This is a genomic window from Ferrovibrio sp. GW821-FHT12D07, assembly GCF_058807275.1.
On sequence record NZ_JBXAQN010000002.1, the window covers coordinates 1,075,029 to 1,087,948 of the forward strand.

The following is a 12,920-nucleotide window of genomic DNA, read 5'->3' on the forward strand; positions in this document are numbered from 1 at the left end:
CATGCTGTCAGCATGTATTGTCGCACTGGCGCTCGCAGGCTTCCTCATTATCCGGCTCATCCCCATGTGGCCGACCAGACAACGAGGCTGCGATGCATACTATTTCCTGATGTGCGCAGAATCTTTGCGAACTGAATTCCGGATGCCTCCGCGATTACCGCAACGCTATCTCGCTGAGCCGGAAGAACAATGGTATCCGCCAGCCTTCCCCCTCCTTCTTTCACTTATTCCGGCTCGCTGGCTGCGCAGTGGTCACTGGACCCTGAATCATCTACTTGACGCGGTTGCGGCAGTCCTTCTGTTCCTCGCCGTACAGCACATTGCAGATGACATCACCGCAGCGGTAGCTGTCCTGCTCTATGGATTGCAACCGGCAATTATTCAGGAATTTGTGAGCCTGACCAGCCGTCCATTAGGCATCGTCGTGCATATGGTTGCAATTGCAGCCGGTTATGTCGGCATCCAGCATTCATCCTGGAGCGCCATTGCAATCGCTGTTCTGGCCACAGCACTTCTCGTATACAGCCACAAGATGGCGATTCAGTTGTTCTGGTGGCTCACGCCATTTCTGACCATTGCGACAGGAGACTGGGAATGGGTGACCATCCTGGCTGGCGGATACGCAGTCGCACTCCTCATGTCGCCTCGCCTATTTATCATGATTCAACGCGCCCATTGGGACATTGTCACTTTCTGGCACCGCAACGGAAGACTCCTCGGTGCGCATCCCGTCCGCCAGTCGCCGCTCCTCGGAGATGGGGTGACGGAAATGCACTATTATCGAGCCAGCAGGATGGGAAAACTCAAGTATTTCCTCGGGTACATTGCCCGTATGAATGTCTTTGCAGTTTTCATCCCGGTCGCCCTACTCACCGAGGTCCATCCGCTCGTCACTTTTTACGCTTGGTTAGTGACCGGCATCTATGCGTGGGTAATACTCACCTATGTCATTCAGAATCTACGCTGCTTCGGATTGTCTCAGCAGTATGTGAAGTATTCTCACGCTCCAACCTTGATTGTTGTCGCAGGATGCCTACACGAAGCCTCTCCCTTGATATGGGCGATCTTCGCATTGTGCTGCATTGTTTTGCTTCGTTCTTATATTCTGACTGTCCGTGATCTGTATCGGCATAAGGAAGTCGAGGCACTTGATTCCCTCTTTGCGGCAATCCGGGCCATGCCTAACCCACGCCTCATTATATTTCCCTATCACCTGTATGACGAAACAGTGTATCGGACGGGCGCCCAGGTCGTGTGGGGAACGCATGGCTATGGTTTCCGCCAGGTCGAGCCATTCTTCCCGGTCATGAGGATATCGCTCGACGCGCTTGTCGAGGCCTTCGCAGCCACGCATGTCATCGTCGACACCAGCTTTGTGTCGCCCGCCGAATTGCGGCTTGATGAAAGCCAGGCCACGCAGCAGATTGGCCACTACCTTATTTTCCAGACGGGCCGATGAGCATTCGCCTTCTCATCGTCACGCAGCGACTGCCCTATCTGAATCCGACATGGAGCCGGTTACTCGGCGAGCTGTCCCGTCGCCGCGACGTGGTGATAACCGGGGCCGGTTTTCCGCAGCAGTTCTCCAAATACCGGCAACTTGAGGCGAAGCTGGGACGATTCGACGCAGCGCTTGTGGATCCATGGGTGGTGGGACCGAGCCGTCCCTATCTCGACTCCGCCAAACCGGTGGGCATTCTCGATGCCGGGCTGCCGCTAATCATGAACATGATCGTTCAGGATCTGCACACCCTGACGGCAGAATTCCTCCAGACCTATGTCAGCCATTGCAAGTTCGTCATTTCCACCGTCGCCAGCCCTCAGTTCTGGAAACCATCATTTACCGACGCTTATCAGCGCGAAGTCTGGCTACATCCCAGTCACGTCACAGAGCATCCCGGTGTCATCGATCGGCGCTTTCTCATGATGCCCCATGCCGTGGGGGAGGATGAATTCTGCGCTCCGGGAAACCGCCCCATCGACATCAGCATTCCGGGAACGCCGTATCATTTCCGGATGGAGGCGGCTCACCGCTTGGCCGAGACTGAAGGAGTGCGAAAAAAACTCCGCGCATCCCTGCCCGAGCGCGCCGCCGCCCGGCTTGCGGTTCACAGCCGTGCTGCCCGCAAGCTGGGCGCCATCCCGGTTTCGCAATATCTGTTTCGCCGAGGCCTACAACAGTCCAATATTGCCCTGACCTGCGACGGATCGGTCGGATATGCCTTGCGTAAATTCTTTGAAATACCCGCGGCCGGATGCTTGCTGATGGCTCACTTCTTCAATCATCCGGAAGCGCTCGGATTCAGACATGGAGAAACAGCCATTTCTCTTCATGATTCAGACCTACCGCATGTCGGAGATATCATCCGGCAACTATGCAGCGATAGCGTGGGGATGCGGGCGCTGGCCAAAAGGGGAATGGAAATGGTGCGCGAGAATCACACCATATCACGCCGCGCCGGCCAGATTCTTGATGCGGCAACGGCCGTGGCCGCAGGCACACTTGCCGGCATGCACTGGCATGACGCAAGACCCGTATTCGAACAATCAGAAGTCCGATTGGCACATACCGCTCCTCGAGAATCCACCTCATGAGCATCAAACGCTTCCGCTTTGGGAAAAACTGGTCCCGGTTCATCAGCATCGTCGATGAGTCGCGCATCGAAACAGCCCGCCGCGCTGTCGCCGGGGCACTGGGGCTGGAGCGTCTCGATGGCCTGAAGTTTCTCGATATCGGTTCGGGAAGCGGCCTCTCTTCCCTTGCTGCGCACCGCCTCGGCGCATCGGTCCACTCTTTCGATTACGACGCAGAATCCGTCGCCGCCACGAAGAACCTGCACCAGTCCTTCGGACAGGCCGCCGCCACCTGGACTGTCGAGCAGGGATCCGCCCTCGACAAGGACTACCTGGAAAGCCTCGGGCGATTCGACATCGTGTATTCCTGGGGCGTATTGCACCATACAGGTGATATGTGGACGGCCATTGATCTGGCCTGCGAACGTGTGGCCGATGGGGGCAGGCTTCTGCTTTCAATCTACAACGATCAAGGCATCACTTCAAAACGCTGGCTGAAGATCAAGCGCCTCTATGTGAACGGAGGCCCACTCGGCCAGCTTGCGGCCCTTGGCGTCACCTTCATCCGATGCTGGGGCTGGCAGCTCGTCCGCGATCTTATCAAGCTTCGGGGATTTTCCACTTGGCGCTCTTATTCAGAGCGCGGAATGTCGCCATGGCACGACCTGATCGACTGGGCCGGCGGATATCCGTTCGAGGTCGCAAAACCCGAAGATATTTTTTCCTTCGTTCGCCAGCGTGGCTTCGAGCTGGAAGTCCTGAAAACCTGTGGCGGCGGACTGGGCTGCAACGAGTTCGTTTTCCAGCGAATTCCCTCATGAATCTGCGGAAGCAATCTCGATGAACAGACCTGATGTAAGAGCGTTACTCCATGACCTCTGGCAGCAGTTCGGCTGGCGCTGCCCGCTTCTCATCGCCCTGATCGTCGCCGGCAGCTTCTTTGAAGGACTGGCCATATCCCTTTTGCTACCGCTTCTTCCAGCTCTTGGCATCACCGAAGGAACGGAAGCGCAGACATCCCTGTTCCGCGACGCCTTCGCCCGCATCGGCCTCGAGGCCACTCTCCTCCCCGTCGCCCTGCTGATGGGCAGCCTCGTGGTATTCCAGTATACCATCTTGCTGCTGCAGGCGTGGTTGGCGGCGAAAGTACAAAGCGACTACCTGCTGTCCCTGCGCAAACACCTGTTCGCGCAGTTTATGCGGGCTGGATGGCCATACCTGATGAAGCAGTCAGTCGGCGATCTGATCAATACCGTCACCAGTGAGACCAGCCGGGCGGCATCCGGCGTATACATCCTGGTGCAACTGGCGAGCGCGGTTATTGCCACGTTGATTTTCATGGCCGTGGCCCTGACGCTGTCATGGCGGCTCACCCTCTTCCTACTGGGCTGCGCCCTGCTGGTCGGGCTGGTTCTGCACCCCATCGTCCGGCAGGCCCGCGCCCTGGGCATGGAAGGCAGCCGTCGCAACGCGCAGTCCCTGAGCTGGCTGGGAGAGGTTTTCAACGGCGCCAAACTCATCAAGGCAACGGCTGCGGAAGATTATGTCGCCCACCGTCATGATGACGTAGAACGGTCGCTTGCTGGCGTCCAGCGCGCATTGCTGTTCCAGCCGCACCTGCTGCGCGCCGCTTTCGAGGCCACCGGCATCCTGCTGTTGCTGACGACACTGGCACTGGCATCCACGATCTTTGGCCTGAGTGGCGGCATTGTCATCACTATTGTGGTGCTGTTCCTCAGGCTGTATCCGCGCCTCGGCAATATCCAGCACCTGATACAGCAGCTGTTCATCAACCTGCCGGCCATCAATGCTATCAAGCGCCTGGAAACCAGCCTGCGTGACGTCGCCGAACCGGCAACCGATGGCGACATCGTTGTTGCCGGTGGCGACATACGCATTTCAAACCTGCATATGCGTTACGATGAACGCCCCATTCTTCAGGGAATAGACCTGACGCTGCAACAGGGCGGGCTATACGCATTCGTCGGCCCGTCAGGGGCCGGCAAGACTAGCCTAGTGGACTGCCTGCTCGGTCTCATTTCCCCCACCCAGGGCGAAATCCGCATGGGAATCCGGACAATGGCGGAGATCGGCCCCGTCGCCTGGCGCCGAGCCATCGGCTATGTCGCCCAGGAAACCGTGCTGTTCAACATGTCCATTCGCAACAACATTGCATGGAGCAATACGCGAGCCACCGATACCGAGATCGAGGCGGCGGCGCGCGCAGCAAATGCACACGGCTTCATCACTGCCGCACCAAATGGCTATCAGTCGGCCGCGGGGGATCGCGGCGTGATGCTGTCCGGTGGACAGCGCCAGCGCCTGGGCCTGGCCCGCGCTCTTTTAGGAAAGCATCCGCTTCTGATCCTTGATGAGGCGACCAGCGCACTTGATTCGGAAGCCGAGCGGAAAATCCTGAAAGCCATCCGCTCCCTCCGCGGTGACCGGACCATCATCATGATTGCCCACCGGCTATCCACCGTCCGAGATTGCGATACGATATTCGTGCTGGATGGCGGCCGGATAGTGGAAAGTGGATCCTGGTCAGAACTGATCGCCCGCAAGGGGCATTTCAGCCGCCTGTGGGAACAGCAAAGCACTGCGTCGTGACTGCCGCCGCGCCAGCACCCCAACGCATCCTCTATTTCGTCGGCGGCTTTCAGGTTGGCGGCACCGAGCGCCACCTGTCCCTTGTCCTGCCACGTCTCTCCACCCAGGGCCGGATCATGCAGGTCTGTTGTCTCGGCCCGGATGGCCCGCTCAGCGCCCCGCTGCGCGACGCCGGCATTCCCATCTCCGGGATACCGCTCGATACTGCCCTTCCCATTCCAAAACTGCGTGGCCTGTTCGTCCTGCTGCGCAAGCTCGTCGGAGCCCTGCGGGCGATCCGCCGCTTCAGGCCCGATGTCGTGCACGCCTACCTGCCCGAGCCCTCGATCATCGCCTGGATCGCGCTGCGCCTCTCCGGCACCCAGGCCCAGCTGGTCCTCAGCAAGCGGAGCCAGCTAGTCCGGCCGGCGCATTTCCCGGGTGACCGCCGGCTGGAACTGGCAGCGCTGCGCGCGGCCGACTTTGTGCATGCCCATTCGGCTGCGGTCATGGACGAACTGGTGTCCGCTGGCGTTGATCACAATCGCATCCGCCTGATTCACAATGGCATCGACCTGGAACCATTTGCGGCCGCAACCGCAGAGCGGACGGGGGGACAATCCGATCGCCCGATTGTCTTCGGCGTGGTGGCAAACCTGATCCCCTACAAAGGCCATGAAGACCTGCTGCGCGCCGCCGCCACGCTCAGCGAGACCGGTCGCCCCTGGAGGCTAGTCCTCGCGGGTAAAGGCAGTCAGGAAACGTATCTCCGCAGGCTGGCAACGGAACTGGGCATCGACCAGCAGGTCGTCTTTGCTGGTTCACAATCTGGTGTAGAAAGGTTGCTGGAAACCGTAGATGTGGGCGTGCTAGCTTCCCACCAGGAAGGCTTCTCGAATGCTGTGCTTGAATATATGGCCGCCGGCCTTCCGGTCATCGCGACGGCCGTAGGGGGAAATATGGACGCCGTTCTGGATGGCAAGACAGGCCTTCTTGTCGCGCCGCGCGATCCAGGCCAACTTGGCCATGCATTGAGAACGCTGCTGCTGGATCATGACCGCCGCCGCGAAATGGGCGAAGCCGGTCGCCAGCGCGTCGAAGCATTTTTCAGCCTATCCACTTGCGTCGCCGCCTACGAGACCTTGTACCGCGCAACACCGGGTCCCGACGCCACACGCTGACGGCCGACGCTCCTTACACCAACATCTAACAGATCAGAAGCTGCTATCCGCGATGAGTGCCAAGCCGCCCGCCAGAATTATTGTTGTTGCAGGTAGCCTGAATCGCGGCGGATGCGAAACCCATCTGCTTCAGATATTGCCGCGTCTGGATCGTCGCCGTTTTGAGATCGAAGTATTCACCCTGTCGATGCGCGGGCAGATGGCCCACCAGATGGAACAGGGCGGCATCCGAGTCATTGCCCCCTGGCTTCCTGCCGGTGATGAGCCCCGATCCGCATTGTTCAGACTGTTTCGTCTACTGACAACAGCGATCCAGCTCTGGCTGCATCTTATGCTGCGCCGACCGGCCTTCGTTCATTTCTTTCTGCCCGCCGCCTATCTGGTCGGGAATCCGGTTTCCCTCGTGGCCGGCATCCGCAAAAGACTGATGAGCCGCCGCAGCCTGAATCTCTATCAGAGGAACGGCCGGATCAAAGCTGCCATCGAGCATCTGTTCCATTACACCATGACCGCCATTGCCGGAAATTCGCGCGAGGTGATCAGGGAGCTCGTCGAAGACGAAAAGGTGCCGGCCGACCGCGTGCTCCTTATCTACAATGGCATGGAAGAGCGCCTGCCGGCACGGCAGCGCTCCGAGGTTCGCGCCGAGCTGGGCCTGTCTCACACCGCCGTTGTCATGACGATCGTTGCCAATCTCTTTTCCTATAAGGGCCATGCCGATCTGATCGACGCCTGCGCTAGGCTCGCCGACACCCTGGATTGGCGTCTTCTCGTGGTCGGCAAGGACACCGGCGTTGGCGCCGCGCTCCGGCAGCAGGTGGAAAAGCTTGACCTCGCCGCACGCGTCTCGTTTCTAGGCAGCCGGTCCGATATTCCCGATCTGCTGGCCGCTTCGGATATCGGCATCCTGTCCTCCCATGAAGAAGGCTTCTCCAACTCCATTCTGGAAGGCATGGCAGCGGGACTGCCGATGGTCGTCACGAATGTCGGGGGCAATGCCGAGGCAGTGATCGACGGCGAGACGGGTCTTGTTGTTCCTGCGCGCGCGCCGGAAGCCCTGGCTGCAGCTCTTGCCGCACTCATCGAGGATCCGGACAGGCGCAGCCGGATGGGTGTCGCAGCACTACGCCGCGTCCAGGAAAAGTTCGGCATCTCTGCCTGTGTCGAGGCTTACGAGGCTCTGTATCAGGCCGTCCTGGATGACCGCAGCGTAGACAGTCTGACCGGCCTGCGGGCACGCGACTTCGGCTTCTAAAGCCGCCTCAGGGCAGCCAGCGTCGCTTCCAGGCCTGGAATGTCAGGATATCCCAGAGCAGATACTGCCAGTTCTGCGTCCCGGACAGATGTTCGGCCCACTTAGCCCGGATCGGGGCCGGATCGAATATCCCATCTGCCTGGAGCTGCTTTTCCGACAGCAGATCCTCGGCCCAATCCCGTAGCCCACCACGCAGCCAGTCTCCGAGGGGAATGCCGAAACCCATTTTCGGCCGATCAATGAGCGGTTGCGGCAGATAGCGGGACAGAATCTTCCGCAAAATCCACTTCCCGTTTCCATCCCTAACTTTCATATGCCGCGGTAGCGACCAGGCGAAAGCAACCACGCGATGATCGAGCAGTGGTGTCCGGGCCTCCAATCCCACGGCCATCGAGCAACGATCGACCTTGGTCAGGATGTCATTGGGTAGATATGTCAGCGTGTCGATAAACTGCATCCGCGACACCTCGTCGGACAATGCCGCAGGATATCGCTGATCCCATCCCACGCGATAATCGCCATCGTAGTTTCGCAAAACCTCTCCTGGTGCCGGCCAGTGCGAGACGAACTGGCGATAAAACTCCTCCGATCCGCCGCGCAGCAGCTTGGCTAGCTTGTGCGCCCTTACGCCGGCATTGCGGGGGCGCCAACGAGCCGGAACAGCCTGAGCCACCTGCGACCATCGGTCGGTCGACACTGCCTCCAGCATCCCTGCAAGGCCATGCCCCAGCCCTTCAGGCACATGGCGCAGAAGCGAGGTAATTCGCGAGGCGGCAAAGTATCGGGCATATCCGGCGAAAAGCTCGTCACCGCCATCCCCTGACAACGCAACGGTGACGTAATTGCGGGTCAGCTTGGACACCAGATAAGTCGGTATCTGAGAGGAATCCGAAAACGGCTCGTCAAATATCTCGGGCAGGGTTGGGATGACATCCTGCGCATCCCGCTCCGTTACGTAGAGTTCCATATGACGGGTGCCGAGATGCCGGGCAACGGCAGCGGCATAGGGGGCCTCGTCGAAACCGGACTCATGGAAGCCGATCGAGAAGGTATTGACGGAATCGCGACTGGCTTGCTGCATCAGGGCAACGACCAGCGATGAATCTATGCCGCCCGACAAAAAAGCTCCCAGTGGCACATCCGACACCAGCCTGCGCCCGACAGCATCCAGCAGCAGGGCATTCAACTGATCTATAGCCTCCGCATCACTACCGCGAAAAGGCGCCTCCAAACCATGCTGCGCAATATCGGCCAGGGACCAGAACGGCAATATCTGCGGTTCTTTCCCGCTTTTCCATGTCAGGATGGAAGCTGGCGGAAGCTGCTGGACGCCCTGATAGATCGTCTTCGACCCGGCGATGTAATTATGCCGCACAAAGGTCGCCAGAGCATCCTTGTCGATCCGTGGTTCCCAGCCCGGCAGAGAGCGCAGCGACTTCAGTTCCGAAGCAAACATAAGCCCCGAACCGAAACGGCCCCAATAAACCGGTTTGACGCCGAGACGGTCGCGAACCAGATAAAGAGTGTTCTCCTGTCGGTCCCAGGCAGCGAGCGCAAACATTCCGATCAGCTTGCCAACCGTGCGCTCGACACCCCACAGCGCACATCCTTCGACGATTGCCTCCGTATCGGAATGACCGCGAAAAGCGACCTGGCGCTCGCGCGAGATTTCGGCCTTGATGTCGGCGGTGTTGTAAATCTCTCCGTTGTATACGAGAACAAAGCGACCATCGGCTGAATGCATCGGTTGCTTGCCGGCATCCGATAAATCTATGATCGCCAGCCGGCGCTGACCCAGGGTGATGCCGCGCGAGGCATCGCACCAGTAGCCCTCGCCATCAGGTCCACGGTGGCGCACGGCGTCGGTCATGGCCAGGATGAGCCCCTTTAGCCGATCCTCGGTGGCCACCCCTGTTTCACCGACAAAGCCGGCAATGCCACACATAGTCAGTCCCTTGCTTCTGATGATGCAGCGCGCCCCACCCGCTGCGGCAGGCAAGCCTCGTGGGCAGGGCCCGCTCTTTCGCTAAAAAAACGTGCCGACCTGCTTAAACTATATCGCCTGCCCGCACAACTTTGGGGTAATGAAGTAGGCAAGATGCTTTTCGACAATATCCCGATCAGAACTGCTCCCGCCTTCACCACCGGCTCAGAGGCTTTCCCGGTATGCAGTTCAAGGACGGCCGCGCCGGGCTCTTGGAACAGCCTCCATTCCCCGAGCATTTCCTCGTTCCAGTTGCCTCCCCGGCACAAAGGGGCCTGAGGCATGTGCGGTATTGCCGGCATCGTCAGCACCAAACCAATCCTGCAGCTGCAGCGGATGTTGCAGATTCTTTCAGATACGCAGCAGCATCGCGGACCAGACGACTGGGGCTTCCTGCTTTGGAATGAGGATGCACCGGTACAGGTCGGGCGGGACGCCCACGCTTTCTCGTCAGGCGGGCGGGTAGCCCTAGTACACCGGCGCCTGTCAATTGTTGACCTGACCACCGGCGGCTGGCAGCCAATGCTCGATAACAGCGGCCGGTACGCCCTCGTCTACAATGGAGAGATATACAACTATCAGAGCCTCCGGGCCGAACTGGAAGCTCAAGGGTGCAGATTCAGATCCACGTCGGACAGCGAAGTCCTGCTGCAGCTCCTGATCCGGACAGGGACCGATTGCCTCACTCGGCTTGTCGGAATGTTCGCGTTTGCATTCCTTGATCTGAAGACCCGGAATCTTGTACTGGCGCGCGACCCCTTCGGCATCAAGCCGCTGCATTTCACGCAAAAAACTGGCCACTTCACCTTCGCTTCCGAAATTCGCCCCCTGCTCGCTATTGGTGCCGGATCACGGAACGTCAATCCCGTCGCCCTGTACCGCTACCTTCGTTATTCAACAACAAATGAAGCCGGAGCCACCTTATTTCGCGACATTCACGAATTAGAGCCGGCTCATTATCTTGCCGTTTCCCTTGATAGACCCGAAGCAGCGCACCCGATCCGCTACTGGCGCCCCGACAGACGCCAGCGGCAGCTCACCATGCCTCAAGCTGCAGAGGAATTACGCGCGCTGCTCACCAAGAGTGTACGCCTGCACATGATTGCGGACGTGCCGTCCGCCGCCACTCTTTCCGGTGGCATTGACTCGAGTGGAATCGTCGGCCTGATGCACCGGCTTTCCCCCGGCACCGATAATCTACCCCTGTTCAGTTATTATGCCAGCGCAGGTGGCGTGGATGAGAGCCGCTGGATCGAGATCGCCGCAAAGCCTCGCGGCCGCATTCACAAGATTACCCTGCAAGCCGACGACATGGCGGATGAACTGGATGGCCTTATCCAGACCCAGGAGCAGCCGTTCAGCACCAGCAGTGCCTGGGCGCAGGCAAATGTTTTTCGTGCCGTCCACCAGCACGGCTACAAGGTCGTCTTGGACGGCCAGGGTGCCGATGAACTTCTCGCTGGCTACCCGGTTTTCCGTGCCGCACGTCTGGAGGGTCTGATCCGCAGCGGCAACTGGAAAGCCGCCGTCCAATTTCTGACCGCTCTACCATCCGGCCAGGCGACATATTTGATGCGGGCCCTGCTGCCCTTCATTCCTGCTGACTGGAGACGCCGCATGCGCCTCTTGAGTCGCCCCTTGGCCGCCGGCTGGATGAACGCCGCATGGTTCGGCACTCCACCCGGCTCTCCCGACCTCAGGGAGCCCTCCAGTCAGGGCGCACTGCAGACGGCGCTCCACGCCGCAACCTTCGGTTCAAGCCTACCCATGCTGCTGCGTTATGCCGATCGCAACGCAATGGCTGTATCGGTAGAAAACCGCGTCCCATTTCTGACCACGGCGCTGGCCGATTTCGCAGGCAGCCTGCCGGACAATATCCTGATTACGCCCGACGGAACCATGAAGGCAGTATTGCGCCAAGCCTTGCGGGGCATTGTGGCGGATGAAGTTCTGGATCGCCGCGAAAAAATCGGTTTTGCCACACCCGAGGCACAGTGGTTCAGTCAGAACGGTCGTATTTCCGATTATATAAGAAATGCGCTATCTACGCGGCTGCCGCCCTGCTTCAACCCTGCAGTTGCCGATCGCCTGCACGCGCTGGCCGCCGGAACAACCACCTACGATCCGGCTCTATGGCGCTGCCTCAACGTACTGCGCTGGAGCAGCCTATTCCAGGTCGAGTACCCGGACCACGCATGAATGACGTATGAGCGGACTGACATGATGAAAAGAAAATCAAGGCGAGGCGTAACCGTTGTCGGCGCAAGGCCGCAATTCATAAAAGCCGCAGCCATTAGCCGCGCGCTTCAGAATTGCGACGGCCTGTCGGAAGTTCTACTTCACACGGGCCAGCATTACGATTTCCAGATGTCGCAGGTTTTCTTCGAGGAACTCAACATTCCGGCGCCGAAGCATCATCTCGGAATTCACGGTGGTAGGCATGGCGAGATGACTGGCCGCATGCTGGTCGAAATCGAGCGTGCTTTTATCCTGGAAAAGCCGGACTGGGTTTTGGTCTACGGCGATACGAATTCCACGCTCGCGGCTGCGCTGGCCGCTGCAAAACTGCACATTCCGATTGTGCATGTGGAAGCCGGATTACGCTCATTCAATCGCGCGATGCCAGAGGAGATAAACCGCGTCCTGACAGATCACGTCAGCGAGCTTTTGTTCTGTCCCACACAGCACGCCGTGGAGAATCTGAAATCAGAAGGCCTCGCGCGCGGCGTTCACGCTGTTGGCGATGTCATGTATGATACGGTTCTCCTGACGCGTGAGATTGCGCGCAAGCAATCCAATATCCTTCGGCAGATCGGTCTGAAACCCGATGGCTATCATGTCGCGACAATTCACCGCGAGGATAACACCCAGGAGGCCGGTAAGCTTGAAGCGGCCCTGAACTATCTGCGCGATCATGCGGCAGGCATGCCCGTCGTCCTGCCTCTTCACCCTCGCACAAAAGCGGCCGCCGAACGCTTCAACCTGTCACTGCACGGCCTACAGGTGATCGATCCGGTCGGCTACCTGGACATGACCAGTCTGCTGGACAATTGCCGGTCCGTGTTCACCGATTCAGGGGGGGTGCAGAAGGAAGCATATTTCCATCGCAAGCCATGCATTACGTTGCGTTCCGAAACCGAATGGGTTGAGACAGTGAATTTCGGCTGGAATCGCCTATGGAGCGTGCCGGGCTATCGCCCGCAGCGCGACATTATTGAATACGGTACAGGCGATACGGCAGACCGAATCGTCGCCACCATCGCGAAATGTTTCTGACCACGCAGGCCGTGGAGCCGCTTCGATTGCAGCCGCCGAAGTGATATATGCTTGGCTCCGT

General features: G+C 59.1%; 9 protein-coding genes. 8 read left to right on the forward strand and 1 reads right to left on the reverse strand.

Annotation, left to right across the window (positions count from 1 at the left end; all coding sequences use genetic code 11):
- Position 1 precedes the first annotated feature (1 nt).
- Genes AC1RRE_RS17040 through AC1RRE_RS17065 form a run of 6 tightly spaced genes read left to right on the forward strand, consistent with a single transcriptional unit; the run spans position 2 to position 7,599 of the window.
- Complete coding sequence (locus tag AC1RRE_RS17040) at positions 2-1,459, forward strand: hypothetical protein (protein WP_492982638.1); 1,458 nt, start codon at positions 2-4, stop codon at positions 1,457-1,459.
- Complete coding sequence (locus tag AC1RRE_RS17045; RefSeq protein ID WP_492982640.1) at positions 1,456-2,595, forward strand: glycosyltransferase; 1,140 nt, start codon at positions 1,456-1,458, stop codon at positions 2,593-2,595. The genes AC1RRE_RS17040 and AC1RRE_RS17045 overlap by 4 nt, the downstream gene beginning before the upstream one ends.
- Positions 2,592-3,395 carry a class I SAM-dependent methyltransferase gene (locus AC1RRE_RS17050; RefSeq protein WP_492982642.1) on the forward strand — a complete coding sequence of 268 codons (804 nt, stop codon included), beginning with the start codon at positions 2,592-2,594 and terminating at the stop codon, positions 3,393-3,395. The genes AC1RRE_RS17045 and AC1RRE_RS17050 overlap by 4 nt, the downstream gene beginning before the upstream one ends.
- Positions 3,396-3,414: 19 nt before the next feature.
- The gene (locus AC1RRE_RS17055; protein ID WP_492982644.1) at positions 3,415-5,184 is read left to right on the forward strand and encodes an ABC transporter ATP-binding protein; all 1,770 of its coding nucleotides are present in this window, start codon (positions 3,415-3,417) and stop codon (positions 5,182-5,184) included.
- A complete protein-coding gene (locus AC1RRE_RS17060) occupies positions 5,181-6,344 on the forward strand; it encodes a glycosyltransferase (RefSeq protein ID WP_492982646.1) in 1,164 nt (387 codons plus the stop codon). Before AC1RRE_RS17055 ends, AC1RRE_RS17060 begins: the two co-directional genes overlap by 4 nt.
- 52 nt (positions 6,345-6,396) lie before the next feature.
- Positions 6,397-7,599, forward strand: coding sequence for a glycosyltransferase (locus AC1RRE_RS17065; protein ID WP_492982648.1), 1,203 nt, complete (start codon positions 6,397-6,399; stop codon positions 7,597-7,599).
- Positions 7,600-7,606: 7 nt separating this feature from the next.
- On the opposite strand, the gene asnB (AC1RRE_RS17070) is transcribed toward AC1RRE_RS17065, so the two are convergent.
- Positions 7,607-9,544 carry an asparagine synthase (glutamine-hydrolyzing) gene (asnB, locus tag AC1RRE_RS17070; RefSeq protein ID WP_492982650.1) on the reverse strand — a complete coding sequence of 646 codons (1,938 nt, stop codon included), beginning with the start codon at positions 9,542-9,544 and terminating at the stop codon, positions 7,607-7,609.
- A 321-nt stretch (positions 9,545-9,865) separates the two neighbouring features.
- Here asnB (AC1RRE_RS17070) and asnB (AC1RRE_RS17075) point away from each other — a divergent pair, with 321 nt between their 5' ends.
- Complete coding sequence (gene asnB, locus AC1RRE_RS17075) at positions 9,866-11,782, forward strand: asparagine synthase (glutamine-hydrolyzing) (protein WP_492982652.1); 1,917 nt, start codon at positions 9,866-9,868, stop codon at positions 11,780-11,782.
- Positions 11,783-11,803: 21 nt separating this feature from the next.
- Complete coding sequence (wecB, locus tag AC1RRE_RS17080) at positions 11,804-12,859, forward strand: non-hydrolyzing UDP-N-acetylglucosamine 2-epimerase (protein ID WP_492982654.1); 1,056 nt, start codon at positions 11,804-11,806, stop codon at positions 12,857-12,859.
- Positions 12,860-12,920 lie beyond the last annotated feature (61 nt).